This window comes from Pseudomonas sp. TCU-HL1 (genome assembly GCF_001708505.1).
Classification (GTDB): Bacteria; Pseudomonadota; Gammaproteobacteria; order Pseudomonadales; family Pseudomonadaceae; genus Metapseudomonas.
Window position 1 is genome coordinate 3012866 of record NZ_CP015992.1, and the last position, 26552, is coordinate 3039417.

Consider the following 26552-nt stretch of genomic DNA (forward strand, 5'->3'; position numbering starts at 1 on the left):
ATCGATATCGGCCGGGCAGTCCGGCGGGTAGGGCGCGTGGCCAGGCAACCGGCTGTGCGCCGATGAAACAGGGAGCAAGGAAAAGGTTGCAGTAGTTAATACAACAAGAAGCGGAGCCAACGCATGAACAACAAGAACAATCACAACCTGAACCTGCGCAGGTGCCTGCTCGCCTCGGCCATCGCCGCCGGGCTGGGCGCACCTGCCATGGTGCATGCCTTCGAGGTCGACACCGGCAATCCGGACTGGTCGGTACGCTTCGACAACACCGTGAAGTACAACTATGGCGTTCGCACCGAGAGCGCGGACAAGCGGATGCTGGCCACGCCGAACAACAACGACGGTGACTATAACTTCCGCCGTTCCGGCACCAACATCGCCAACCGCCTCGACCTGCTGACCGAGCTGGACGTGATCCACCAGGGCAACAAGGGCTTCCGCGTCAGCGCCGCCAGCTGGTACGACAAGGCCTACGACAACACCGGCTCCAACTCCAACCCCTTTGTCAACGGCAACGAAGCGTTCTCCGCCATCCTCGGCCAGCCCAGCACCACCAATCCGGGGTTCGGCAGCCCGCACCTGTCCCACTACGCCCAGCGTTACTACAGCGGCCCGTCCGGTGAAATCCTCGACGCCTTCGTGTTCTACAGCACCGAAGTGGGCGAAGAGTCCCTGTTCAGCATCAAGGCCGGCCAGCACAACGTCTACTGGGGCGAAACCATCCTCAACCCGGTGCATGCCATCAGCTACGGCCAATCCGGTCTGGACCTGGCCAAGCTCGCCGCCGCGCCGGGCACCGAGGCGAAGGAACTGTTCGTCCCGCGCAACCAGGTTTCCGCGTCCTTCACCATCAATCCCGAGCTGACCGTGGCCGCTCAGTATTTCCTCGACTGGGACGCGGCTCGACTGCCTGAGGCTGGCACCTACTACGGCAGTTCCGACCTGGTGGGCTTCGGCGCCCAGTCCTTCCTCCTCGGCCATACCGGTGGCCCTGGCCTGGCCGGGCCGAACGGCACCCTGACCAATATTCGCCGTGGTCACGACATCACCCCGGACAAGCGCGGTGACTGGGGCCTGATGCTCAAGTGGTCGCCGGAATGGCTGGATGGCACTGTCGGTGCTTATTACCGGCAGACTTCGGAAATCCTGCCGCAGGCCGTACTCGACGGCACCGGCCTGACCGCTCGGGGCGCGGCTGGCCCCATCGCCAACGTGCGCAGCTCCATCAGCAGCACCAACTACAAGCTCGCCTACGGCGACGACATCGACATCTTCGGTCTGAGCCTGTCCAAGGAATTCGGCGGCATTAGCGTCGCCAGCGACCTGAACATCCGCCACAACATGCCGTTGGCGAGCATTCCGGCCATCGTCAGTGCCTCCGGCCCAGGCGGCTTGGCGGCGGGCCTCGGCCTCCTGCCGGCGCGCGTGCCGGGCACCGGCGTGGTTACCGACCTGCCGGGCAGCGGCGACAGCATGAGCGCCACCGGCGACACCCTGCACTGGACCCTGAACGGTCTGATGACCATCGGTGACACGCCGCTGTTCGACGCAGCCAGCCTGCTGGGCGAGCTCTACTACAGCAACCTGCTGAAACTCGATAGCCACAACGAGGCGCTCTACAAGGGCAAGGACTCCTACCGTGGCATCGACAAACCGACCCGCGACAACTGGGGCGTCGCAGTGAACTTCACGCCCACCTGGTACCAGGTGTTCCCGGGCGTGGACATGAGCGCACCGATGTCGGTGAACGTCGGCCTCGACGGTGTTTCGCCGGTCCAGGGCGGTGGTGCCGAAGACACCGGCAACTACTCCGTGGGCATCGGTGCGGCCATCTACAACCAGTACTTCGTCGACCTGAAGTACGTGGACTCTTTCGGCGACGCCAAGAAGTGCACCAACGGTGCCAACGACGGCTCGACTCCTAACGCATTGGATGCCACGCAGCGCTACACCTGCTACGCCGGGGGTTACTCCTCCTTCTCCGGCGGCGGAGCTACCACGGAAGACCGTGGCGCGGTTTACCTGACTTTGAAGACCACCTTCTGACATTCCGCACCGCTCGTAACCCGAGCAGGAGAACAACGAGATGAAATTCGTGAAAACTCTGATGGCGGCTTCCCTCGCGGTGGCCTTCGCTAGCTCTGCCCTTGCCGCCGTATCGCCAGATGAAGCGGCCAAGCTGGGCAACAACCTGACCCTGGTCGGTGCCGAGAAAGCCGCCAGCGCCGATGGCTCGATCCCGGCCTATGAGGGTGGCCTGACCACCGCTCCGGCCGGCTTCAAGTCTGGCGACAGCATGCGTCCGGACCCCTTCGCCAGCGAGCAGCCGTTGCTGGTGATCGATGGCAAGAACGTCGACCAGTACAAGAACCAGCTCAGCGCCACCACCGTGGAACTGGCCAAGCGCTACCCGGATTTCCGCGTGGATGTCTACCCGACCCACCGTACCGTGGCCATGCCCCAGGCGGTGCTGGACAACTCGGTGAAGAACGCCACCGGCGCCAAGACCGGCAATGGCGGACTGGCCCTCGACAACGTGCTGCCGGGCGTACCGTTCCCGATTCCCCAGTCGGGTGCTGAAGCCATGTGGAACCACCTGCTGCGCTACCAGGGTGTGACCATCAACTCCAAGTACGACTCCTGGAACGTCGACGCCGCAGGCGTGGCCACCCTCGCCACCACCGGCCAGGCTTTCATCAACTACCCGATCTACGAAGACATGTCGCGGCCTATCGCCAATACCGACGTGTACTACCAGATGAAGCTGTACTACTCGGGTCCGGCCCGTCGCGCCGGCGAGGCGATCATGCTGAAAGACGCCGCCAACGCCGTCGAGCAACCGCGCCGCGCCTGGCAATACCTGCCCGGCCAGCGCCGCGTGAAACTGGCGCCGAGCCTGGCCTACGACACGCCGAACCCGGGTACCGCCGGTGCCGGCACCTATGACGACGTATTCGTCTTCAACGGTGCGCTGGACCGCTACGACTGGAAGCTGGTGGGCAAGCAGGAGCTGATCGTGCCCTACAACACCTACAAGCTGACCTACGCCCAGGACCCGAAAGCCCTGACCACCCCCGGCCACCTGTCGCCTGACCATGTGCGTTGGGAGAAGCACCGCGTCTGGGTGGTGGAAGGCACCCTGAAGGCCGGCGCCCGCCACATCTACGCCAAACGCCGCTTCTACCTCGATGAAGACAGCTGGGTGGCTCTGGCCTCCGACCAGTACGACGCCCGTGGGCAGATCTACCGTGGCTCCTTTGCCTTCCTCAGCCAGAGCTACGACAAGCAGGTGCCGGATACCACGCCGTTCGTGATCTACGACCTGGTGGGCAACTCCTACAACATCAACGGCATCGTCGGCCCGCACGGCGGCATCCGTTACATCGACCCGCTGACCAAGGCTCAGTGGGCAGCCGAGTCCCTGGCGGGCGCCGGTATTCGCTGAGCCAGGCTGGTTGCCGCTCCCTTTGAGTGTGGGGGAGCGGCAGCCGTTCTTTTTTTCAGAGGACGTCCCGATGTTTTCTTTCAAGTTCATCGTCCTGGGCCTGGCCCTGGCGGCCGGCCACTGTGCGGCCGCACCGCTGGTGGATGTGCTCGACCTGCCGGCGCAGCGCAGCGAACTGGCGGTACGCAGCCCCTTGCTCGACCTGGCACAGGCCGGCCAGCGGCTGGTCGCCGTGGGGCAGCGTGGCCACATCCTGTATTCCGACGACCAGGGAACAAGCTGGGCCCAGGCCAGCGTGCCGGTCCGCTCCGACCTCAATGCCGTGCAGTTTCCCACGGCCAGCGAAGGCTGGGCGGTGGGCCACGACGGCGTGGTGTTGCACAGCCGCGACGGCGGCGCCAGCTGGGAGAAGCAGCTCGACGGCCGCCAGCTCGGTCGCCTGATGCAGGACTACTACAGCGCCCGGCCCGATGCCGGGCAATGGCTGGAGGAGGGCAAGCGGATCGAGACCGAAGGCGCCGACAAACCCTTCCTCGATCTCTGGTTCAGTGATGAACGCAATGGTTTCGTTGTCGGCGCGTTCAACCTGATCTTCCGCACCCGCGATGGTGGACAGAGCTGGGAGCCCTGGATCGACCGTACCGACAACCCGTCCGGCTACCACCTCAATGCCATCGCCAGCGACGGCGAGCACATCTTCATTGCCGGGGAGCAAGGCCTGTTGCTGCGCCTCAACGACAGTGGCGAGCGTTTCCAGGCCCTGGAATCGCCCTATCAGGGCAGCTTCTTCGGCATCAGCGCCCAGCCCGGCGTGGTGCTGGCGTACGGCCTGCGCGGCCACGCCTATCGCAGCACCGATGCCGGCGCCAGCTGGACAGCGGTCAAGACCGGGCTGAACAGCAGCATCACCGCATCCACGCGCGACGCCCGAGGCACGCTCTACCTGTTCGGCCAGACTGGCCAGGCCCTGGCCAGCACCGATCAGGGCACCAGCTTCCAGCCCCTGAAAATCGGCCAGCCAGTACCTGTATACGGAGCCCTGGCGTCGAGCGACAACGGCCTGCTGCTGGTGGGCGCGCGCGGCATCAGCCAGCGCCCCGTGGTTTCAGGAAAACAAGAATAAAAGCGAGGCGAACCCACATGGGTGGCATGAAACAAGGCGTAATGCCGGTAATCCGGGACATCAAGGACTTCGACCCACGCAGCGGCAACCTGCTGGAACGCATGGTGTTCAACCACCGCCTGCCGTTCGTGATCGGCATCCTGCTGGTGACGCTGCTGCTGGGCTATATGGCGTTGACGCGCCTGGAGCTGCGACCCAGCTTCGAGAAGATGATTCCCCAGGGGCACCCCTACATCCAGAACTTCCTGGACAATCGCAAGGCCCTGCGTGGCCTGGGTAACAGCGTGCGCGTGGTGGTGGAAAACACCCAGGGCGACATCTTTGCCCCGGCCTACCTCGATGCCCTGAAGAAAGTGCATGACGAGCTGTTTCTAACAGAGGGTGTCGACCGGGCCTGGATGAAGTCTCTCTGGGCGCCCGGCGTGCGCTGGACCGAGGTGACCGAGGAAGGCTTCCAGGGCGGCCCGGTTATGCCCGATGGCTATGACGGTTCGCCCGCGAGCATCGAGCAGCTGCGGCAGAACATCGCCCGCGCCGGCATCGTCGGCAGTCTGGTGGCCAATGACTTCAAGTCCACCATGCTGGTGGTGCCGCTGCTGGACCAGGCTAGCGCCGGCGGGCAGGGCGTGGATTACCACCAGTTCTCCCTCACCCTGGAAGACAAGCTGCGCCTGCACTTCGAGTATTCCGATGACCGCAAGGCGCAGGCCTCGGGCGAGGAAGGGAAGGGGCCGATCAAGATCCGCGTGATCGGCTTCGCCAAGCTGGTGGGCGACCTGATCGATGGCCTGATGCGGGTCATGGCCTTCTTCGGCCTGGCCGTGGTCACCGCCTTCCTGATCATCCTGGTCTACACCCGCTGCCTGCGCAGCAGCCTGCTGGTGATCGTCTGCTCGCTGCTGGCGGTGGTCTGGCAGCTCGGCATCGTCGCCTGGCTCGGCTACGCGCTGGACCCGTACTCCATCCTGGTGCCCTTCCTTATCTTCGCCATCGGCGTGTCCCACGCGGCACAGAAGATGAACGGCATCATGCAGGACATCGCCCAGGGCACCCATCGCCTGGTGGCGGCGCGCTACACCTTCCGCCGGCTGTTCCTCGCCGGGGTTACTGCGCTGCTGGCCGATGCGGTGGGCTTTGCTGTGCTGATGCTGATCGATATCCCGGTGATCCAGGACCTGGCCATCACCGCGAGCATCGGCGTCGCGGTGCTGATCCTTACCACCTTGCTGATGATGCCGGTGGCGCTGTCCTACGTGGGCGTTGGCAAGAAGGCCGCCGAGCGTGCCTTGCGTATCGATACCAATGCGGCGGCGCACAAGGGCTTCGGCCATGTCTGGGACTTCCTCGACCGTTTCACCGGCCGACGCTGGGCGCTGCCCACGGTGATCCTCGCCTTCGCCATGGGCGTGGGCGGTTTTTTGGTCAGCCACAACCTGCAGATCGGCGACCTGGATGCCGGCGCTCCGGAGCTGCGCCCGGAATCGCGCTACAACCGCGACAACGCCTACATCACCAGTCACTACGCGCTGTCCAGCGACCTGTTCGCGGTCATGGTGAAAACCCCCGCCGAGGGATGCCTGAACTATCAGACGCTGATCCAGGCCGACCGCCTGGCCTGGGCGCTGCAGCAGCATCCGAACGTGCAGGCCACGGCGTCCCTGGCCAACGCGGTACGGCAGATCACCGCCGGCACCTATGAGGGCAACCCCAAGTTCCTCAGCCTGCAACGCAATCAGGACGTGCTGAACTACGCCGCCCAGCAGGCTTCGGTGAACACGCCGGAGCTGTTCAATACCGATTGCTCGCTGATGCCGGTGATCGCCTTCCTCAAGGACCACAAGGCGCAGACCCTGGACGAGGTGGTGGGTATCGCCGAGCGCTTCGCTGCCGAAAACAGCGTCGAGGATCGGCAATTCCTGCTGGCGGCTGGCAGTGCCGGGATCGAGGCGGCGACCAATATCGTGGTACGCGATGCCAACCGCACCATGCTGTTCTACGTCTACCTCGCGGTAACGCTGTTCTGCCTGATCACCTTCCGCAGCTGGCGCGCGACCCTGGTGGCGCTGCTGCCGCTGGTGCTCACTTCGGTGCTCTGCGAGGCGCTGATGGTGGTGATGGGCATTGGCGTGAAGGTCGCCACGCTGCCGGTGATCGCCCTAGGCGTCGGCATCGGCGTCGACTACGCGCTGTACCTGCTCAGCGTGCAGCTGCAGCACCAGCGCCAGGGCCTGCCGCTGTCGGCGGCCTACAAGCAGGCGGTGTTCTTCACCGGCCGTGTGGTCGCGCTGGTGGGCATCACCCTGGCTGCCGGCGTGGTCTGCTGGGCCTGGTCGCCCATCAAGTTCCAGGCCGACATGGGTGTGCTGCTCACCTTCATGTTCCTCTGGAACATGATCGGCGCGCTGATCCTGATTCCGGCGCTGTCGCATTTCCTTTTGCGCGAGTGTGGTGAAGCAGCGCGGCCGGTCACTCCCGCAGAACCGCCAGACGAACGCCGCGCGACCAGGGCTACGGAGAACGGTCAGGTGGAGTCCGCGCAATAGCGGCCGGCGGGCCCAAGAACTTGAACTAATCTGGAAGGCGGGGCACCGCTGCCAGCCGCAACGGGACTGATAGCGGTGCTGTTTCTGGTTTTCATGCAGTGAGTGCCACCGTTCAGGACAGCACATCATGCTCGACTACTTTGCGTTGGGTGTTCTCATCTTCGTGGGCATCACGTTGTTCTACGGAATCATCGTCCTCCACGACATTCCCTACGAGATCGCGGTACACCGTAACCATCCCCATCAGGACGCGATCCATGCCGCCGGCTGGGTCAGCCTGTTTACCCTGCATGCGTTGTGGCCCTTCCTGTGGATCTGGGCGATGTTGTACCGCGAGGACCGTGGCTGGGGCTTCACTGGCGGAACGCCGGGCAGCGGCCAGGAAGCCGACCTGGCCCAGCAACTGGCGGAGCTGCGGCAGCGCGTCGAACAACTCGAAGGACGAGCTACGCCGCCGCAGCGTGGGCAAGGGGAGGTGTAAGCCATGGACCTGTTGCTGATCCTTACCTACGCGGCGTTCTGCGTTGCCATCTTCAAGATCTTCCGCATCCCGCTGAACAAATGGTCGGTTCCAACCGCCGTGCTGGGCGGTGTGGTGCTGATCGGCGCACTGATCTTCACCATGAACTACAACCACCCGTATTCGGAGGTGGCGCGGACCTACTTCGTCTCGGTGCCGATCGTGCCGGAGGTGTCGGGCCAGGTGGTGGAGGTGCCGGTCAGGGCGAACCAGCCGCTCGAGAAAGGCGATGTCCTGTTCCGCATCGATCCGACGCCCTTCGAGAACCGGGTCAAGTCCATCAATGCCCAGCTGGTTTCGGCCCGCGCGGATCAATCCCGCGCCCGTGAACTGGCCGCCCGCAACGTCGGCAACCGCCGCGACGTGGATATCACCACGGCGCGGGTGGAAGACCTGCAGGCACAGTTGAACATCGCCCAGTTCGAGCTGGACAACACCGTGGTGCGGGCGCCCAGCAAGGGTTTCGTCACCCATGTGTCTCTGCGCCCCGGCGTACGTGCGGTGAAGTTGCCGCTGCGGCCGTCCATGGTCTTCATTCCCGACGAGGGCTTCTACTTCGCGGCCTGGATGCGGCAGAACAGCCAGCTACGCCTGACGGCAGAGGATGAAGCGGAAGTGGCCTTCGACGGCATCCCCGGCAAGGTGTTCCAGGGCAAGGTGAAGCAGGTCATTTCGGTGATTGGTGAAGGCCAGGTGCAACCCTCTGGCACGTTGATCAGCTTTACCGGCTCGCCGCCGCCGGGACGGGTGCCGGTAATCATCGAGATCACCGATCCTGATTATGCCCAGTACGCGGCAGTGATGCCTGGCGGCTCCTACGGACAGGCGGCGCTCTATAGCAAGCACTTCCACCATGTGGCGATCATGCGCAAGGTGCTCCTGCGCATGGCGGCGTGGATGAACTACATCTTCCCGTTCCACTAGAAACGGGCTACGGCGGGCTGCCACCCGAGGCGCCCGCCAGGTAGGGATGCTCGGCGATCCAGTGCCGCGCGATGTCTTCCCGCCGACACACCCAGACTCCGTCATGCCCCTGCACATGGTCGAGGAAACGCGCCAGCGCCATGGCGCGGGCTGGGTGGCCGCTGATCCGCCCGTGCAGGCCGATGCTCATCATCCGGGGTTGCCGCGCGCCCTCCCGCCAGAGGTAGTCGAAGGCGTCTCTCAACAGCTGGAAGAAATCCTGCCCCGACGCGAAGCCGGGGGGCATCAGGTAGCGGGCATCGTTGTTGACCAGGGTGTAGGGGATCACCAGGTGCGGTGGCGCGCCGGGGAGCCAGTAGGGCAGATCGTCGTTGTAGGCGTCCGAGCTGTAGAGGAAGCCGCCTTCCTCGCGCAGCAGGCGGCGGGTGTTGGCGCTGACGCGGCCGGTGTACCAGCCCAATGGGCGCCGGCCGCAAATGCGCTCGATCAATTCGATGGTCCGCTGGATGTGGCGCCGTTCTTCCTCTTCGGGAACCTCCCGATAGTCCAGCCAGCGATAGCCATGCCCGGCCACCTCATGGCCGCCGGCGTGCAGGGCATGACCGATCTGCGGCACCAGTTCCAGGGCGCGGCCGACCGCGAAGGCGGTCAGCGGCAGGCCGCGTTCGTCGAACAGGTCGAGCAGGCGCCAGACGCCAGCGCGGGACCCATATTCGTACAGACCTTCGACACTGAGGTCGCGCTCGCCTAAGCGTGGCGGGCGGCCCGGCAGTTCGTGCAGGTAGGCCTCCGACTGGGCATCGCCATTGAGCATGCAGGATTCGCCGCCTTCCTCGACGTTCAGCACGAACTGCACGGCCACGCGGGCATCGCCGGGCCAGCGCGGGTGGGGCGGTTGGCCGCCGTAGCCCTGCAGGTCGCGCTCGACCATCAGCCCAGCTCGAAGGTGGTGACGCCGAAGACACGGTCCTGGGCGACGGCGGGGGGATGGCCCAGGTACATCCGCGCGCAGCCGAAGACTTCCGTCATGCCGTGGCGTTGCACCAGCGCCATGGCGGCGGGGTTGTTCTCCGGGGCGTCGAGGAACACCGGGCCGCCGGCAGCGAATGCGGCAAGGCTTGTGTAGAGGGCTTCGGCCGCCAGGGCGTCGTCGGCGAACAGGGGGCCGATCTTGCAGCCTTCCAGGCAACGCCGAATGACGCCAAGGCCGGCAAGGCGACCCGCGCGCCTGCAGCCCAGGGCGAGGGCGTCGGGCTGGCTGATCCAGCCTTCGAGGAACACGGGGCGTGGTGCCGGGAAGCAGGTGCGGTCGTAGGCCAGTACCTCGTCCAGGGCGAATTCGTTGAGGGGGCCGACTGCTTCATCGGGCGTCCACTCCGGTGGCTCGGCGATCTCCGCCCGGAAGCGCAGGTTGCGATGGGAAAAGACGAAGCCGCCCTTGGCGTAGTAGTCCTGCATGGCGAACACACCGTCCATGCCGATGGCGGCGCCCGGATTCAGGCGAGCGAGCAGCCGGTCGCGGCGGGCATGCCAGAGGGTGTCGCCAAGGCCGCGTCCACGAAACTCCGGGCGGACGATGAAAAAGCCCATGAAGCCGAACTCCCCCGCGTAGGAAGTAATGGCGCCGCCACCGATCAGTTCGCCTTCCAGGTCCGCTGCGATGAAGGCCTCGGGATCGGTCGCCCAGAACAGCGCCGCGTCGTGCAGGCCGGGGTTCCAGCCCTCGCGCGCGGCCCAGCTGACCAGATCGTCCAGTTCGGGGCGGAGCATGTTGCGGATAACCAGCGGGATGGGCATGGCGGGAACTCCTCGGCCGAGGCGGACGCTTTCGGTATAGCGTCAACCGGGCCGGGTAGCCAGGCCACCCGGCGGGCCTCAGGCGTCGCGCAGGAGGTCGTGGGAATCCAGCAGGCGGTAGGCGATTTCCGGGTGTTTCTCCAGCCCCCGGCGAATGGCGGCGGGGATCGAGGCGCGGGTCTTGCGGCAGAGGCCGCGCAGCGCGTCGATCTGGATATCGATGCCGCGCATGCTGCGCACTTCGTTATGACCCGGCGCGATGACCAGGCGGATGCCGAGCTGTTCGTACATCCGCCGCTGCATATGCTCCAGGTCCTCCAGGCTCTGGATATTTTCCAGTCGCTCCAGCAGGCGCTTTTCCTCCTGGCGGGTCAGCAGCAGGATGCGGTAGTCGGAACCGGCGGTTTCCAGCAGCTCCTCACGCCCGCAGTCACAGGCGCCGGGCGGGCAGGGTTGGCGAGTGGGGTAGGAGGAGGGCGTCATGGTTTCCGATCATAGTCAGCCAGCTGCCAGGACGCCAACGGCGCCCCATTCTGGCTCATCGCAGCAATTGGACCACCGCCTCAAGCACCACCTCCGGCTGTTCGCGGTGGGGGACGTGGCCGCAGCCGTCGATCAGCAGGACCCGCGAAGAACCATCGGTCAGCCGGGCGATCTGCCGGGGGTGCAGTTCGGAGCCGAATTCATCCTGGTCGCCGTGAATGGCCAGCACCGGGCAGTCCAGCCGTTCCAGCTCGGCTTCCAGGCTCCACTGCGCAAACGCTGGCGAGAGCCAGGTTTCGGTCCAGGCATCGAGCACCCAACGCGCCTTGTCGCCGTGGTACTTCGCCAGCCGCTCCAGCTGGCCGTCCTGCTGGAAGCCCAGCTTGGCCTCACGGATGCCTTCCAGCGTGCGGTCTTCGACAAAGGCCTGGGCGGACTCGGTGATCAGCGCCAGGCAGTCTTCACGATGGCGCGCCGCGCAGTGGGTGGCCATGCCGCCGCCGACGCTGTGGCCAAAGGCGATGAATTCACCGATGCCGAGATGATCCTTCAGCGTTGGGAAAGCCTGTTCCGCCTCGTCGCCGACGAAACCGTAGGTCAGCTCGCCCGGGTGTGCATCCGAGCGACCGAAGCCCAGCCGGTCGTAGGCCACCACGGACTTGCCGGTGATGGCGGCCAGTTTGGCGGGGAATTCGCGCCACAGTTCCACGCAGCCAAGGGAGTCGTGGAAGAGGACGATGGGTGCCTGCTCGAAGGACGGGCTCAGATGATCAGGGCTCCAGATCCGCACGAAGAGCTTGCCATGGAGGCTGTCGATGCGGAGGTCCTGGGTGTGGTGGCTGGGGCTTGGCACGGGTGACTCCAGTACGATGATCGGACTACAGGCTGCCAGAAAAATCCTCAGTCGTAACGAGGTAGGGTGCGCCGTGCGCACCAGGGGGGTTGGCGGGTCTATGCCAAACATCCTCCATGGCACAGGAGCGGTGCGCATGGCGCACCCTACGACTCTTGGCGGATCAGTCTCTGGTGTCGATTGCCGTACCCCCTTAAGCTCCGTTCTTTGCCTTTCCAGGGACGATTCCCCATGAACACCGCACTCCTGATCATCGACGTCCAGCGCGCCATCAGCGTTGGTCAGTACGCCGCCTTCGAGATCGACCGTGTGATCGGCAACATCAATGGGCTCAGCGCCAGGGCGCGGGCTGCGGGCTTACCCGTTGTGGTGATCCAGCATGAAGAGCCCAGCGGCGAGTTCCTGTTCGATTCCGAGGGCTGGCAGTTGGCGGACGACCTGGCCGTCGCGGACAGCGATATCCGGGTGCGCAAGACCACGCCCGACTCCTTCCACAAGACCAACCTGCAGGACGTGCTCCAGCAGCGCGGTATTCGGCGTCTGATCGTCTGCGGCCTGCAAACCGACTACTGCGTGGACACCAGCGTGCGCCGCGCCCTGGCGCTGGGTTATCAGGTGGTACTGGCGGCGGATGCCCACTCCACCCTGGACAATGCCGCCATCAGCGCGCCGCAGATCATCGCCCACCACAATGCGGTGCTCGGCAGCATGTCGAGTTTCGGCGTGCGGGCTCAGGTGATTCCCGCCGGGGCGGTGCAGGTCGAGGGCTGACTGCCTCATTGACCTTCGCTGGGTTCAAAGCAGCCTGTTTTTGACGACGCATCGGCAACGCAGGTGGTTTTTTTAACGGCCTGCCATGGGATGGCTCGCGCCACTGCTCCATTGCGCCGACTCCAGCCGGTTGCGGCCACGTTGCTTGGCTTGATAGAGCAGCTTGTCCACGGCCTCGATAAAGGGCAGGGGCTGGTCCTGGTGGCCAGGGGTGGCGGTGCCGACGCCCAGGCTGATGGTGAGCAACGAGGCGACGCTGGATTTCTCATGGGGGATGCAGCGTTCGCGGATAAGCTTGCGGCAGCGCTCGGCCACCTGGCGGGCGGCGGGCTCGTCGGTGGCGGGCAGAATCAGCACGAATTCCTCTCCGCCGAAGCGGGCCACGAAGTCGCGGGGGCGGATGGCGGCGTTCATCAGTGCCTGGCCCACATTCTTCAGGCAATCGTCACCCTGGATATGGCCGTAGTGGTCGTTGTATTGCTTGAAGTAGTCGATATCCAGGAGGATCAGCGACAGGGGCTCGCCGGTGCGCTGGGCATTGGCCCATTCGACTTCCAGCATGGAATCGAACATGCGCCGGTTGGCTACGCCGGTGAGGCCATCCTTGTAGGAGTACTCTTCCAGGCGTTTTTGCAGGTCGATCAGTTGCTGTTCGGCCTGCTTGCGTTCACTGATGTCGAACATGAAGCCGATCAGCGCTTCCACCTCGCCCTCGGCATTGCGCACCACATGCACCACGTCGCGAATCCACACGTAGTCGCCGGTGCTGGTCAGGGCGCGGTAGTCGGCTTCGTGGTCGGTGCCGGCCTGGGATTGGGAGACGCAGAAGGCGACGACCGCATCGCGATCGTCCGGATGCATGCGTTCGGCCCAGTCATTGACGCTCACCCAACTGGACTGGCTCCAGCCGAGCAACGCCTCTATTTGCGGGCCGATGTAGGCGAAGGTCATGGTCTTCCAGTCGATCTTCCATGGGATCGCCCGGGTGGATTCCAGCAGGGCCTTGTAGACCTCCTGGGTGGATTCGGTGTCGTCTTTCATGGCTGCCCCCGTACTGGTCGATTCGGTTGGCGCCTTCCTTGCGCAGTGCTTCCTTATACCGAATCTGATGAACGTTCAGGCAGTGGCTTCGGCGGCCAAGTGATCGAGCTCGTCGTCTTGCGCCCGGGCACCGCGGAATGCCCCTGCCTGGGCGTGCCGGGGCGGCACGCTGGCAGGTGCAGGCTCAGGCACCCGGTTGCGGAGCCGGGGCCGCATTGGGCAGGGCGACGCTCTTGGGCCAGAGCAGCCAGATCTGACCTTGTTGCTTCATGTTGCCGGCCAGTTCGCCGGCCTCGGCCCCGGTGCCCCAGAACAGGTCGGCGCGTACCTCGCCGGCGATGGCGCCGCCAGTGTCCTGCGCGGCGACCGGGCGGGTCACCGGACTGCCGTCGGGGCGGGTGGTAGAGAGCCAGAGCAGGCTGCCCAGGGGGATCACCTTGCGGTCGATGGCGACGCTGTAGCCGGCGGTAAGCGGCACATTGAGGGAGCCGCGTGGACCTTCGTTGCTGTCCGGGTTGAGGCCGAAGAAGACAAAGCTGGGGTTGCTGGCCAGCAGTTCCGGCACCCGCTGTGGGTTGGCGGTCGCCCAGTCGCGGATTGCGCCCATGCTGACTTCTTCCTGCTTCAGCTGGCCCTGTTCCACCAGCCAGCGGCCCACCGGGCGGTAAGGGTGGCCGTTCTGGTCGGCGTAGCCGATGCGCAATTGGCGCCCGCTCTCCAGCTGGATGCGGCCGGAGCCCTGTATCTGCAGGAATTGCAGGTCCATGGGGTTGGTCAGCCAGGCCAGAACCGGGGCTTTGACGCCCTGGCTGCGGATGGTGGCGGCATCGTCGTAGGGCTTCAGCACGCGGCCTTCCAGGCGGCCGCGCAGGCGCTTGCCTTTGAGTTCCGGATAGAGGCTGTCCAGGGCGACCACGATCATGTCCTCGGGAATGCCGTAGACCGGGATCGGCGCCTGCTCGCTGCGCTCCAGGCTGCCGGCGTAGACCGGCTCGTAGTAGCCCGTGATCAGGCCCTGGGGGCTATTGCGCGCGCTGCGCAGGCTGTAGACCTCCAGCTGCGCCTTGAGCCAGGCTCGAATGGCGTTCGGGTCTTGCGGAACCTGGGTGGCGCTGGCGCAGGTGGCGGCCCAGATCGGGTCCTTGGCCAGGCGGGCGCATGCCGAGCGCCAGGCATTGAAGCCGGCGAGCAGGTCGGCGTCACCGGTGACAGGCAATTCTTCCCAGGTGGCCTTGGAATAGGTGTCGACCTTGGGCGGTTCGGGCTTGCTGGGTTCCTTGTCGCAACCGGCGGCCAGGGCAAGCAGGGCAGCGACGCCGAGCGCCAGCCGGCCACGGCGGAAGAGAGGGGCAATCACGTCGTGAATTTCCTGGTGAGTGATCAGAAGGCGGCTAGCTTGGTGAATGGCCAATACGACGTCAAATCAATCAGACCGAAGCATTGATCCAAGCCACTGAAATCAAAAGGAAATATTCATCTAATAGGGTGCTCGCAGATTTTACAGAGGCTTTTGGTGTGACCCGTACCGTAAGAAACTTCCGCAAGACCCTGGACGCCGTGGCCCTGAACAACGAAGCCGCGGCCGTGGCCGTGATGCGCGCGGCCGACCGCATTGGCGACGCCGCGCTGAAGGAACAGCTGTTCAATGTGATCCAGCGGATGAACCAGGACGCCGCGGATCTGCGCGTGGTTCGCGATCACGTGTCCTGATCGGTTGCAAGAGGAGGTTTCTTCTTCGCTCGCATGAAATTGCTGCTTGACCTGAAGGTATTCGCCCCTCTAGATTGCCTGCCATGACTCGATTCCCTTGGTTGTCCGGCCCCTCGATTATTACCGCCATTCCAGCAGTGGCGGGTTAGCCGACGACCAAACAGAAACCCGCCCTCGAGGCGGGTTTTTTCCTTCTGTCTCCTGGGCGCCAAACTCGAAACCAGGAGCCCAGCATGACCACCTTCACCACCGGTGCCACCGATTCCCTCACCGAGCAGCCGCTGAACGAGCGCGAAGACCTGCTCAAGCACTACGTGCGCAAGATCCTCGCCGCGCCGGTGTACGACGTCGCCATCGAGACGCCCCTGCAGCCCGCTCGCCAGCTCAGTGAGCGCCTGGGCAACCAGGTGCTGCTCAAGCGTGAAGACCTGCAGCCGGTCTACTCCTTCAAGATCCGTGGCGCCTACAACCGCGTGGTGCAACTGAGCGCAGAAGAGCGTGCCCGTGGCGTGATCGCCGCCTCGGCCGGGAACCATGCGCAGGGCCTGGCGCTGGCGGCGCGGGAGCTGGGTGTGAAGGCGACCATCGTGATGCCGCGCACCACGCCTGAGCTGAAAGTGCAGGGCGTGCGTTCCCGTGGCGGCAAGGTGGTGCTGCACGGTGATGCCTTCCCGGATGCTCTGGCCTACGCGCTGCAACTGGCCGACGAACAGGGTCTGACCTTCGTGCCGCCCTATGACGACCCGGATGTGATCGCCGGCCAGGGCACCGTGGCCATGGAAATCCTCCGCCAGCACGCCGGCCGCCTGGACGCCATCTTCGTGCCCGTAGGCGGCGGCAGCCTGATCGCCGGCATCGCCGCCTATGTGAAGTACCTGCGCCCAGAGGTGAAGGTGATCGGCGTCGAACCGGAGGATTCCAATTGCCTACAGGCCGCCCTGGCCGCTGGTGAACGCGTGGTGCTCAGCCAGGTGGGGCTGTTCGCCGACGGCGTGGCAGTGGCGCAGATCGGTGCCCACAACTTCGAGGTCTGCCGGCATTTCGTGGATGAGGTGCTGACGGTCAGCGCCGACGAGATCTGCGCGGCGATCAAGGACATCTACGACGACACCCGCTCCATCACCGAACCGGCCGGCGCCCTGGCAGTGGCCGGAATCAAGAGATACGTGGAACGCGAAGGCGTAAGCGAGCAGACCCTGGTGGCCATTGACTCCGGTGCCAACGTCAACTTCGACCGCCTGCGTCACGTGGCCGAGCGTGCTGAACTCGGGGAGAAGCGCGAGGCGATCATCGCGGTGACGCTGCCGGAGCGGCCCGGGTCGTTCAAGGCCTTCTGCGAGGCGCTGGGGCGGCGGCAGATCACCGAGTTCAACTACCGCTACAACTCGGGGGACGAGGCGCACATCTTCGTCGGCGTGCAGACCCATCCGGTTTCCGATCCTCGCGCCGCGCTCGTGGCGAGTCTGCAGGACCAGGGCTTCCCGGTGCTCGACCTGACCGAGAACGAAGTGGCCAAGATGCATGTGCGCCATATGGTCGGTGGCCGCGCCGCGTACATCGGCGAAGAGCGGCTATTCCGCTTCGAGTTCCCCGAACGTCCAGGCGCGCTATTCAACTTCCTCAACAAGCTGGGCGGGCGCTGGAACATCACCCTGTTCCACTACCGCAACCACGGCGCCGCTGACGGTCGGGTGCTGGCGGGGCTGCAAGTGCCGGAGGATGAGAACCACCTGATCTTTGAAGCGCTGGACGAGATCGGTTACCCGTACTGGGAAGAGAGCGACAACCCGGCCTGCAAGCTGTTCCTGGGCTGACTCGTCGCTGACTTGTAGGGGCGATTTCAATCGCCAAGCGAACCGCAGGTTCGCCGTTCGACATCCGAAGGGGGCAGCTTTGCTGCCCTTGGCGAATGAATTCGCCCCTACAAATTGGCCTCGTCAGACGATTCCGACAAAAGCGATGTTAACGCTAACAATCTGATGTTAGAGTGCGCTCCATTCGTTGACCGATCCTTTGGAGGACTGCCCATGTTGACTTGTGGAGAGCTGCTGGTTGAGCTGCTGGAAGGCTTTGGCGTGGATACCGTGTTCGGTATCCCTGGTGTGCACACGGTGGAGCTGTATCGTGGCCTGCCCAATACCGACATCCGCCATGTGACCCCGCGCCACGAGCAGGGCGCAGGCTTCATGGCGGATGGTTACGCCCGTGTCTCCGGCAAACCGGGCGTGTGCTTCATCATCACTGGCCCGGGCATGACCAACATCACCACCGCCATGGGCCAGGCCTACGCCGATTCCATTCCCATGCTGGTGATCTCCAGCGTCAACAACACCGAGCAACTGGGCATGGGCGGCGGCCGCCTGCACGAGCTGCCGTCCCAGCGTAACCTGGTGTCCGGCGTTGCCGCCTTCAGCCATACCCTGATGCGCCCCGACGAACTGCCGGACGTGCTGACCCGTGCGTTCGCCGTGTTCAATGGCGCGCGTCCGCGCCCGGTACACATCGAGATTCCGATCGACGTGATCACCGCACCCGCCGACCATGTGCGCCGCAAGCTGGGTGCGCTGCCGAGCCGCCCCGGCCCTTGCCTGGACAGCATCCAGCGCGCCGCCGAGATGCTCAAAGGGGCCAAGCGCCCGCTGGTGCTGCTGGGTGGCGGTTGTGCCGATGCCGGCGCCGAAGCCCAGCGCCTGGTCGAAGCGCTGGATGCACCGACCGCCTACACCATCAATGCCAAGGGCGTGCTGCCCAAGGGGCACCCGCTGGCGCTGGGCTGCAACCAGGCCTGGGTGCCGGTGCGCCAGATGGTGCTGGAGTCGGACGTGGTGCTGGCCATCGGCACCGAGCTGGGCGAGACCGACTATGACGTGGTGTTCGACGGCAACTTCCGTATCGAGAGCCAGCTGATCCGCGTCGACATCGACGCCGAGCAGCTGAACCGTAACTACCCGGCCGATATCGCCATCCTCAGCGACTCTCGCAAGGCCATGGCCGCCCTGGCCGATGCGCTGGGCGCGGGGGCTGCCTTCAGTGCCGACAGCGCGGGCTCGCAGCGTGCGGCCAAGGTGCGTGACGAACTGGACGCCCAGTGGCCGGAAACCTGGAACGGCCAGCGCAAGGTCCTGGAAACCCTGCAGCAGACCCTGCCGGACCTGATCGTGGCGGGCGACTCCACCCAGCCGGTGTATTCCGGCAACCACCTGTTCGAGGCCACCCGTCCGCGCAGCTGGTTCAACTCCGCCACCGGTTACGGCACCCTCGGCTACGGCCTGCCGGCGGCTGTCGGCGCCAAGCTGGCCGCTCCCGAGCGTCCGGTGATCGCGCTGATCGGCGACGGCGGCATCCAGTTCACCCTGCCGGAACTGGCTTCGGCGGTGGAAGCGGGCGCACCGATCATCGTGCTGCTGTGGAACAACAGCGGTTACGGCGAGATCAAGCGCTACATGAAGAACCGCGACATCCCCACCATCGGTGTCGACATCTACACCCCTGACTTCCAGGGCCTGGCCCGCGCCTTTGGCTGCAACGCCGAGAAGGCCGAGAGCCTGGAACACCTGGCCGAGCTGCTGAAGACCGCCGCCAACGCCGACCGCCCGACCGTGATCGAGGTGTGGGAGCACGCGGAGTTCCTGGCCTGATTCAGGCGAGGCTTCCGTTTGCCTGTAGGGGCGAATTCATTCGCCAAGGGCAGCGTCGCTGCCCTCATCGAGGTAGCAGGGCGAGCCTGCGGCCCGCTTGGCGATTGAAATCGCCCCTACAAATTCGTGCTCCATGGGGTGCCGTTGAGGATAATGCGCCTCCCTGAACGCGGCGCCAGAGGCCAGGATGTCGACCAAGAGCAAACCCACCCTGCACGATGTCGCCCAATTGGCCGGGGTGTCCGGCATGACGGTGTCGCGGGCGCTCTCCAAGCCGGACATGGTGTCCGAGCGGACCCGGCAGAAGATCGAGCAGGCGGTTCGCGAACTGGGTTACGTGCCCAACCTGGCCGCCAGCCAACTGGTGACGCGTCGCAGCGGCATTATTGGTGCGTTGATCACCACCATCACCAACCCTATCCTCGCCACCACCATCGAAGTGCTCCAGCAAGGCCTGGCGCGGGCCGGTTATCACCTGCTGATCGCTGAAACCCGATTCTCCCAGGAGGAAGAGGGCAAACTGCTGCGCGCCTTCCTCGGCCGCCAGCTGGATGGCCTGATCCTCGCCTACGGTTATCACTCGCCGGAAACCCTGGACCTGCTGCAGTCCACGGACATCCCCCTGATCGAACTCTGGGACCTGCCCGAGGGCGAAACGCCTCGCACGCCCGTGGGGCAGGTGGTGGGGTTCTCCAACTGGGCGGCGGGCGCGGCGGCGGGGCGTCATCTGGTGGAGTGCGGCTATCGCAAACCGGCGTTCTTCGGTTACGACGACGAGCGCGAGAACCTGCGCTTCGCCGGCTTCCGTCAGGCCGTGCAGGACGGCCTTGGCGTCGAACCCTTGCGGCGGAATACGTCACCCGTGCCGCATATCGATGACGGCGTGGATGTGATCCAGCGCTTCGCCCGTGGCGAGATCGAGTGCGATGGCGCCTTCTTCACCAACGACATGCCGGCCATCGGCGCGCTCTTCACCTGCCAGCGCCTGGGTATCCGGGTGCCGGACGAACTCGGTATCTGCGGTTTCGGTGACCTGCCCATCGCCCGCGTGGCCACGCCTTCACTCACCAGCGTACGGATTCCCGCCGAGCAAGTGGCCAACGCCACGGTGGACCTGCTCTGCCGCCGCATCGCGGGTGAAGAAAAGTGGGACGCGCTGGTGGATGTGGGCAGCGAGCTGGTGGCGCGGGAGTCGACCGCGCTGCGGCGCTGACTTGGCTTTTCTGTGGGGGCGTCAGCGCAGTAACCACTGCGCAAACGCCCGGACCTTCGCATCCCGGCAACCCTCCGGCACCACCAGGTAGTAGTCGCCGCACTCCAGCGGCTCCTGGCTTGCGATCACCAGTCTCCCGGCTTCCACTTCCGGCGCCACGAAGTAGCGTGGCAGCACCGTGATGCCGAGGCCGTGCAGGGCGGCGTCGAGGACGAACTGGAAATGCTCCAGGCGCTGGCCGGGCAGGGCATCGATTTCCTTGGGCGAGAGGCCGGCGCTCTGCAGCCAGATCTGGGTGGAGGACTTGCCCTGATCCGCGAGCGCGCTGTGGTGGAGCAGGGGGTAGCGCAGGATGTCGCGCCGTTCGATTACCGGGCCATGGCGCTCCAGCAGCTCCGAGGTGCAGACCGCAACCATCTCGCCGCCCATCAGCAGATGGGCTTCGAACCCCGGCCAGTTGCCGTCGCCGAAAAGAACGGCCAGGTCGAAGCCTTCCAGCTGTTCATAGAGACGGTGCAGGTCATTCATCACCTGCAGTTCGATCTCGGGGTGCAACTGCCCGTAGGCCTTCAGTCTCGGTAGCAGCCAGCGGGTGGTCAGGGAGGGTTCCGCGCCGATGCGCAGTCGCCCCGAGTGCCGGGCGCTGGTGCGCTGGGTAGCGGCTTCCAACTGATCCAGCAGAGGGCTGATCTCTTCCACGTAGCGACGGCCGTCTTCAGTCAGCAGCAAGCGCTGGCGAACTTTCTCCACCAAGGGGCGGCCGAGCATTTCTTCGAGGTTCTTGATCTGCCGGCTGACAGCACCCTGGGTCAGGCTGAGTTCCTCCGCTGCGCGGGTGACACTCATGTGCCGGGCGAAGGCGGCGAAGCAGGTGAGGGAGATCATGCTGGGCAGGTGTCGGCGCATGGTGGTTCATTACGAAATGGAATGAATTGCGGGAGGATAAATCGATATCCCCGGGCCAACAAGCGGACCTAGTCTGCCCGCCTCGACAACCACATCGCCTGCGGGAGACCCGATGAACACCACAGAACAACAACTGCGCACCGACCTTGCCGCCGCCTACCGCCTGCTGGACCTCAACGGCTGGAGCGACCAGGTCTTCACCCACATTTCCGTGCGCCTTCCCGGCGACGAGCCGGCCTTCCTGATCAACCAGTACGGCCTGCGCCCGGAAGAGGTCAATGCTTCCAACCTGGTGGCGATCGATGTCGACGGCAACAAGCTCGAACCCGGCTCACCGGATGTGAATCCGGCGGGTTTCACTATTCACAGCGCCGTGCATATGAACCGCCACGACGCCGTGTGCGTGATGCATACCCACACCATGGCTGGCATGGCGGTGGCGGCGCTGGAGGAAGGGCTGCTGCCGCTGAACCAGACCAACATGACCTTCTATGATCGGATCGCCTACTACGACTACGAAGGTGTGCCGTTGGATCTGGAGGTTCGTGGTCGCATCGTCGCCGCCCTGGGCAGCAGCAAGGCCCTGATCCTGCGCAACCACGGCCTGCTCACGGTCGGCCGCAGCGTCGCCGAGGCCTACTTCCTCATGTACTACCTGAACCAGGCCTGCGAGATTCAGCTGGAAGCGATGAAAGCGGGCCGGCCGCTGATCATCCCCGATCACGACGCCTGCGAGTTCACCGCGCGCCAACTGAACAACGACCGCTACCACCTGGAGAGCGTGGACCTGGTCTGGCAGGCGGAACTGCGTCGGCTGGATCGCATCGACTCGTCGTTCCGTAACTGACGACTGGCTCGCTTTTTGTGGGGGCCGCCGGGCGGCAGGGCGTTGCCGGCGCGAGTCACCCCTCTCCGCTTCAGGGAGAGGGGCCGGGGGAGAGGGTGGTAGCAGGCCGGCTCCGACTCCCCGGTTCGCGAGCAGAGCTCGCTCCTACGGTCCGTGCCCGACAGGGTTCGAATTCACCGGATGGCATGGCGTTGTCGGCGTGAGTCACCCCTCTCCGCTTCAGGGAGAGGAGCCGGGCGTGAGGGCGCTGACAGGCCGGCTCCGACTCCCCGGTTCGCGAGCAGAGCTCGCTCCTACGGTCCGTGCCCGACAGGGTTCGAATTCACCGGATGGCATGGCGTTGTCGGCGTGAGTCACCCCTCTCCGCTTCAGGGAGAGGGGCCGGGGGAGAGGGTGGTAGCAGGCCGGCTCCGACTCCCCGGTTCGCGAGCAGAGCTCGCTCCTACGGTCCGGACACCCAACACAAAAAAAGCCCGGATCAGAGTCCGGGCTTTTCCGTATCAGGCTGGTGAGGCCGCCGTCCTGGCCGCGGTTTCCCTGGCCTTGCGCTCCGCCAGGTACTGCAACAGCAGCCTTGCGCAGAGTACCAGCAAGGTTACCCCGATCAGCAGCACGGAGATGGCCGCCACGCTAGGGTCGACGTTGTCCCGCAGGCCGCCCCAGATACGACGGGGCAGGGTGTTGACGTCGACGCTGGTGATGAATAGGGTCACCGCCACTTCCTCCCACGACAGCGCGAAGCTGAGCAGGGCGGTGGAGGCGATGCCCAGTTTCAGGTTCGGCATCACCACCAGGAAGGTGGTCTGCATCAGGCTGGCGCCGAGGTTGCGCGAGGCCAGTTCGATGCGGCGGTCGATCTGGCTCAGGGCGACCAGCATGGTCACCACACCGTAGGGCACCACCATCACCACGTGGGCAATGATCACGCCGGGAATGGTGTCGTAGCCGAAGCCGGGGGCGATGCGGCCGAGGTTGGTCTCCATGAAGTACAGGACCAGCGCCGAGATCACCGGCGGAATCGCCATGGGCAGCAGTACCAGGCCGATCAGCACGGTGGCCAGGCGCGAGCGCAGGTACCAGATGCCGAGGCTGAAGCTGACCGCCAGGGCGGTGGCGATCAGGCTGGTGGCGAAGGCGATGCCGAGGCTCTGCAGGATGCTGGCCATCCATTCCGGGTTGCCCAGCAGCGCTTCGTAGTGGCGCAGCGACCAGTTGCCGTTGGGCATCGACAGGTAGCGCTTGCTGGTGAACGACACTGGAATGACCGTCAGCAGCGGGAACAGCATGAAGGCCATGGCCACGGTGGCGAGCAGGCGGGTGGAAAGGCTCGTTTTATGTGTATTCATGATTGACCTCAGCCCACCAGTCGGTTGACACGGGTGATGCGCAGCAGCAGCCAGATCAGGGCGCTGACCAGGGCCAGCAGCACCACGCTGAGTGCGGCACCCAGGCCCCAGTTACTGGTCTGGAACATCTGCAGGAAAACGTACTCGGCGATCATCACCGTCTGGCCACCGCCCAGCAGCACCGGCGTGATGAAGAAGCCCAGGCAGAACACGAAGACCATGATGAAGGCGCCCAGCAGGCCCGGTAAGGTCTGCGGCAGCAGGACCTGCCAGAAGGTGCGCAGGGCGCCGGCGCCGAGGCCGCGGGATGCCAGCAGTACGCGCTGGTCGAGCTGGCGCATGCTGGAAAGCAGCGGGAACAGCGCGTAAGGCACCATGAAATGGAGCATGCCGATGACCACGCCGGTTTCATTGCGGGTCAGCTGCAACGGCGAGTCGATGAGACCGAGGCCCATCAGGCCGCCGTTCAGCACGCCGTTGCTGCGCAAGGCGATGAGCCATCCGAATGCCCGTACCAGTACCGAAATCCAGAACGGGATGAAGATGCAGATCTCCACCATGCGTTGCCAGAACGGCGGGCTGAACACCCAGCAATAGGCCAGCAGGTAGCCGATGACCAGCGCCAGGGTGCTGACCGTCAGGCACAGGCGCAGCGTGCGCCAGAGCATGTCGTGGATGGCGGGATCGGTGGCGATGCGCTGGTACTGCTCGATGCCGGGCTCCGGCAGGGTGAAGCTCCAGCCCACCACGCCGAGGAACGGCAGCAGGTAGAAGACCACCAGCAACAGGGGCAAGGGGATCAGCAGCAGGCTGCGCTCCAGGTTGGCGGAGTGGGTAGTGCTCATGTGCGGCGGCTCACTTGGAAAGGTGGGTCAGGTACTGTTCCAGGGTGGTGGCGTAGTTGTCGGCGTACCACTCGGTGTTGAGGAAGATCTGTTTCTTGAAGTTCTCCTCGGACGCGCAATCCGCCTCGCGCTGCTCCGCCGTCATGAGCTTCTGGGTGGCACTGTTGGATGGGCCGTTACCCAGCAGTTCGAAGAGCTTGAGCTGGCCTTCCGGCTGCAGCGCGTGCTGGATGAAGCGCATGGCTCCCTGGCTGCCGGCTGGGTTGTCCGAAAGCACCGCCCAGCTGCTGGCGTTGAGGAAGGCATTGTCGTAGCCCCAGCGGATGCGGCCTTCGCTGTCTTCGGCGAGCAGCTTGGCGCGGGTGCTCCAGATGGCGCCCATCGAGACTTCGCCTTCGATCATCAGTTGCTGGCTTTCTGCACCGGAGCTCCAGAACGACAGGACGTGGGGCTTGAGTTCGTCGATCTTGCGCAGAGCACGCGGCACGTCCAGCGGGTAGAGCTGCTCGGCGGGCACGCCATCGGCCAGCAGCGCGGCTTCCAGCATGCCGTTCATCCATTTGTAGAGGGTGCGCTTGCCGGGGAATTTCTCCACGTTCCAGAAATCGGCCCAGCTGGTCGGACCCTGGTCACCGAATTGCTCGCTGTCCCAGGCCATCACGTAGCTGAACAGGTAGCCGGCGATGCCGTGGTCGTGGGCGAGGTTCGCGGCCACCTGGCCACGCTGGATGACGCTGTAGTCCAGCGGCTGGAGGATCTTGTCGCGGCCGAGGGTCATGGCGCTGTAGCTGTCCACGTCCACAACGTCCCAGCTCGGGTTGCCACTGGCCAGCTGCGAGCGGATGGCGCCTTCGGTTGGGCCGGCGCCGTCGATACGCACCTGGATGCCGGTGCTCTGGCTGAAGCTGTCGGTCCAGGCGCGGCGGAAGGCGTCCAGGGCATCACCGCCCCAGTTCACCACTACCAGCGGCTTGCCGTCGGCGGCCCAGCTGATGCCGCTGCGCATGGCGAGCGGCGCGGCTGCCAGCAGGCCCATTGCCTGGATGAAGGTGCGGCGGTTGATCTGCCCGCCACGGGCTTTCTCGATGAGGACTTCGATGCAGTCGCGCTGATGTTCCTGGCTCATGGGCAATTCCTCGCGTGGCCCGCCCTGCTGGGGCGCGGCCGATTGTTGTTGTAGTGAAGCGCAGTGGAAAAAAGTGCGTATCGGTGGGTCAGGCGTCCAGCAGGAAGCTGCGCTGTACCGGCCAGCTCAGCCAAACCGGTGTACCGCTGGCCAGCTGGGCGCCGGGGTGGTTGCCGGGTACTGCCAGGTTGATGGCTGGGGCGTCCTGGCCGAGTTTCAGGGCCAGATGGGTGCTGGCGCCCTGGTAGACCTTCTCGGTGAGGTGCGCGGCGACGATGTTGTGGCCGCTGAGTTCAGGGCGTTCGGTGTGCAGGTCCATGTGCTCGGGGCGTACCGCCAGCAGTTTCGGTTGATCGCCCAGTGCCTGCGGTGCGGCGGCGTGCAGGTGGTTGTCGCCGCAGCGGCCGCTGGCGTGGGTGCCGTTGCGGGTCAGGTCCGCCAGGGGAAAGAGGTTCATCTTGCCGAGGAATTCGGCAACGAAGCGGCTGTTGGGCCGGTCGTAGATGTCTTCCGGGCTGTCGACCTGGGCCAGGCGGCCCTGGTTGAAGATGGCGATGCGGGTGGAGAGGGCCAGCGCCTCGCCCTGGTCGTGAGTGACGAACACAAAGCTGGTGCCTACCTGGCGATGGATGCGTTGCAGCTCGGCCTGGAGCTGTTCGCGCAGGTTCTTGTCCAGCGCGGAAAGAGGTTCGTCGAGCAGCAGCAGGTCGGGCTCGAACACCAGCGCGCGAGCGATGGCGACGCGCTGTTGCTGGCCACCGGACAGCTCGGCCGGCTTCTTCTTCATGTGGGCGCCGAGGCCCACCACTTCGAGGATGTGACTGACGCGACGCTGACGTTCCTCTGCTTTAACGCCACGTATGCGCAGCGGGTAGGCGACGTTGTCCTCCACCGACATGTGCGGGAACAGGGCATAACCCTGGAACACCATGCCGAAGTTGCGCTTCTCCGCCGGACGGCGGCTGATGTCTTCGCCGTTCTCCATGAGCTTTCCGGCGCTGGCTTCGAGGAAACCGGCGAGGATCATCAGGAGGGTGGTCTTGCCTGAACCCGACGGGCCGAGGAGGGTGAGGAACTCACCCTGGCGGATGTCCAGGTCGATGCCGTCCAGGGCGGTGAAAAGTCCGTACTGCTTCCTGATCCCCTGGGCGCTGAGCTGGATGGCCTGACTGCTTGGCACGCTGGTGACTCCCCTTGTTGTGCTGGGACTCGCAAATGGGTCCCGGATTGGGCATTTTGGCCATTATTGTCAAATGCAGCGCTACATCAATGGAATTATTTCTCCATTAATGTTTAGTTTTTTTGGACATTTGAAGGGGGAAATCATCGTTGATCCAGCGGTGATCGGTGTGCGAGGCGCACCCTACGAGGTAGGCCTTCCCGTAGGGTGCGCCGTGCGCACCGGATGTGGCACAAGAGCC

At 64.9% G+C, this 26552-nt stretch carries 23 protein-coding genes; 12 read left to right on the forward strand and 11 right to left on the reverse strand.

All coding sequences use genetic code 11. The features are described 5' to 3' along the window. Window positions 1–123 precede the first annotated feature (123 nt). From THL1_RS13930 to THL1_RS13955, 6 genes are all read left to right on the forward strand, one after another. Window positions 124–2046: a DUF1302 domain-containing protein gene (locus THL1_RS13930; RefSeq protein WP_069083819.1), complete on the forward strand. Its 1923-nt coding sequence runs from the start codon at window positions 124–126 to the stop codon at window positions 2044–2046. A gap of 40 nt (window positions 2047–2086) precedes the next feature. Then, window positions 2087–3445 carry a DUF1329 domain-containing protein gene (locus THL1_RS13935; RefSeq protein ID WP_069083820.1) on the forward strand — a complete coding sequence of 453 codons (1359 nt, stop codon included), beginning with the start codon at window positions 2087–2089 and terminating at the stop codon, window positions 3443–3445. Between the two features lie 70 nt (window positions 3446–3515). Next, the gene (locus THL1_RS13940) at window positions 3516–4568 is read left to right on the forward strand and encodes a WD40/YVTN/BNR-like repeat-containing protein (protein WP_069083821.1); all 1053 of its coding nucleotides are present in this window, start codon (window positions 3516–3518) and stop codon (window positions 4566–4568) included. 17 nt (window positions 4569–4585) lie between these two features. Further along, window positions 4586–7111 (forward strand): efflux RND transporter permease subunit, encoded by a 2526-nt coding sequence (locus THL1_RS13945; RefSeq protein WP_069083822.1) that lies wholly within the window; start codon window positions 4586–4588, stop codon window positions 7109–7111. 127 nt (window positions 7112–7238) lie between these two features. Continuing rightward, window positions 7239–7592, forward strand: coding sequence for a DUF3302 domain-containing protein (locus THL1_RS13950; RefSeq protein ID WP_069083823.1), 354 nt, complete (start codon window positions 7239–7241; stop codon window positions 7590–7592). Between the two features lie 3 nt (window positions 7593–7595). After that, window positions 7596–8555: an HlyD family secretion protein gene (locus tag THL1_RS13955; protein ID WP_069083824.1), complete on the forward strand. Its 960-nt coding sequence runs from the start codon at window positions 7596–7598 to the stop codon at window positions 8553–8555. Between the two features lie 7 nt (window positions 8556–8562). On the opposite strand, the gene puuE is transcribed toward THL1_RS13955, so the two are convergent. The 4 genes from puuE to THL1_RS13975 all read right to left on the reverse strand — a co-directional run bounded on the left by puuE (window position 8563) and on the right by THL1_RS13975 (window position 11688). Continuing rightward, window positions 8563–9486, reverse strand: coding sequence for an allantoinase PuuE (puuE, locus tag THL1_RS13960; RefSeq protein WP_069083825.1), 924 nt, complete (start codon window positions 9484–9486; stop codon window positions 8563–8565). Beyond that, a complete protein-coding gene (locus tag THL1_RS13965; RefSeq protein ID WP_069083826.1) occupies window positions 9486–10352 on the reverse strand; it encodes a GNAT family N-acetyltransferase in 867 nt (288 codons plus the stop codon). Before THL1_RS13965 ends, puuE begins: the two co-directional genes overlap by 1 nt. A 78-nt stretch (window positions 10353–10430) precedes the next feature. After that, window positions 10431–10835 (reverse strand): hypothetical protein, encoded by a 405-nt coding sequence (locus THL1_RS13970; protein WP_069083827.1) that lies wholly within the window; start codon window positions 10833–10835, stop codon window positions 10431–10433. Between the two features lie 55 nt (window positions 10836–10890). Beyond that, window positions 10891–11688, reverse strand: coding sequence for an alpha/beta fold hydrolase (locus tag THL1_RS13975; RefSeq protein ID WP_069083828.1), 798 nt, complete (start codon window positions 11686–11688; stop codon window positions 10891–10893). 231 nt (window positions 11689–11919) lie between these two features. Here THL1_RS13975 and THL1_RS13980 point away from each other — a divergent pair, with 231 nt between their 5' ends. Next, on the forward strand, window positions 11920–12459 hold the full coding sequence (locus THL1_RS13980) for a cysteine hydrolase family protein (RefSeq protein WP_069083829.1): 540 nt from the start codon (window positions 11920–11922) through the stop codon (window positions 12457–12459). 72 nt (window positions 12460–12531) lie between these two features. Here THL1_RS13980 and THL1_RS13985 read toward each other — a convergent pair whose 3' ends face one another. Then, window positions 12532–13500: a sensor domain-containing diguanylate cyclase gene (locus THL1_RS13985; protein ID WP_069083830.1), complete on the reverse strand. Its 969-nt coding sequence runs from the start codon at window positions 13498–13500 to the stop codon at window positions 12532–12534. 184 nt (window positions 13501–13684) lie between these two features. Further along, complete coding sequence (locus tag THL1_RS13990) at window positions 13685–14857, reverse strand: murein transglycosylase A (RefSeq protein ID WP_069083831.1); 1173 nt, start codon at window positions 14855–14857, stop codon at window positions 13685–13687. Between the two features lie 158 nt (window positions 14858–15015). Between THL1_RS13990 and THL1_RS13995 the strand changes: the two genes are divergently transcribed. The 4 genes from THL1_RS13995 to THL1_RS14010 all read left to right on the forward strand — a co-directional run bounded on the left by THL1_RS13995 (window position 15016) and on the right by THL1_RS14010 (window position 20061). Next, window positions 15016–15210, forward strand: coding sequence for a hypothetical protein (locus tag THL1_RS13995; RefSeq protein ID WP_069083832.1), 195 nt, complete (start codon window positions 15016–15018; stop codon window positions 15208–15210). A 233-nt stretch (window positions 15211–15443) separates the two neighbouring features. Further along, window positions 15444–17024 (forward strand): threonine ammonia-lyase, biosynthetic, encoded by a 1581-nt coding sequence (gene ilvA / locus THL1_RS14000; protein WP_257785022.1) that lies wholly within the window; start codon window positions 15444–15446, stop codon window positions 17022–17024. 213 nt (window positions 17025–17237) lie between these two features. Continuing rightward, window positions 17238–18848 carry a 5-guanidino-2-oxopentanoate decarboxylase gene (locus tag THL1_RS14005; RefSeq protein ID WP_069083833.1) on the forward strand — a complete coding sequence of 537 codons (1611 nt, stop codon included), beginning with the start codon at window positions 17238–17240 and terminating at the stop codon, window positions 18846–18848. Window positions 18849–19035: 187 nt separating this feature from the next. Next, the gene (locus THL1_RS14010; protein ID WP_069083834.1) at window positions 19036–20061 is read left to right on the forward strand and encodes a LacI family DNA-binding transcriptional regulator; all 1026 of its coding nucleotides are present in this window, start codon (window positions 19036–19038) and stop codon (window positions 20059–20061) included. A gap of 21 nt (window positions 20062–20082) precedes the next feature. Here the strand turns inward: THL1_RS14010 and THL1_RS14015 are convergent, their stop codons facing one another. Continuing rightward, entirely contained in the window at window positions 20083–20967 is an 885-nt protein-coding gene (locus THL1_RS14015; RefSeq protein ID WP_069083835.1) for a LysR substrate-binding domain-containing protein, read from the reverse strand. Between the two features lie 73 nt (window positions 20968–21040). Between THL1_RS14015 and THL1_RS14020 the strand changes: the two genes are divergently transcribed. After that, the gene (locus THL1_RS14020; protein ID WP_257785032.1) at window positions 21041–21814 is read left to right on the forward strand and encodes a class II aldolase/adducin family protein; all 774 of its coding nucleotides are present in this window, start codon (window positions 21041–21043) and stop codon (window positions 21812–21814) included. A 500-nt stretch (window positions 21815–22314) separates the two neighbouring features. Here THL1_RS14020 and THL1_RS14025 read toward each other — a convergent pair whose 3' ends face one another. The 4 genes from THL1_RS14025 to THL1_RS14040 all read right to left on the reverse strand — a co-directional run bounded on the left by THL1_RS14025 (window position 22315) and on the right by THL1_RS14040 (window position 26311). Continuing rightward, the gene (locus THL1_RS14025) at window positions 22315–23160 is read right to left on the reverse strand and encodes an ABC transporter permease (protein WP_069083837.1); all 846 of its coding nucleotides are present in this window, start codon (window positions 23158–23160) and stop codon (window positions 22315–22317) included. An 8-nt stretch (window positions 23161–23168) separates the two neighbouring features. Beyond that, window positions 23169–24005, reverse strand: a complete 837-nt coding sequence (locus tag THL1_RS14030; protein ID WP_069083838.1) for an ABC transporter permease — start codon at window positions 24003–24005, stop codon at window positions 23169–23171. Between the two features lie 10 nt (window positions 24006–24015). Beyond that, window positions 24016–25131: an ABC transporter substrate-binding protein gene (locus tag THL1_RS14035; RefSeq protein ID WP_069083839.1), complete on the reverse strand. Its 1116-nt coding sequence runs from the start codon at window positions 25129–25131 to the stop codon at window positions 24016–24018. An 88-nt stretch (window positions 25132–25219) separates the two neighbouring features. Further along, on the reverse strand, window positions 25220–26311 hold the full coding sequence (locus THL1_RS14040) for an ABC transporter ATP-binding protein (RefSeq protein ID WP_069083840.1): 1092 nt from the start codon (window positions 26309–26311) through the stop codon (window positions 25220–25222). Window positions 26312–26552: the final 241 nt, after the last annotated feature.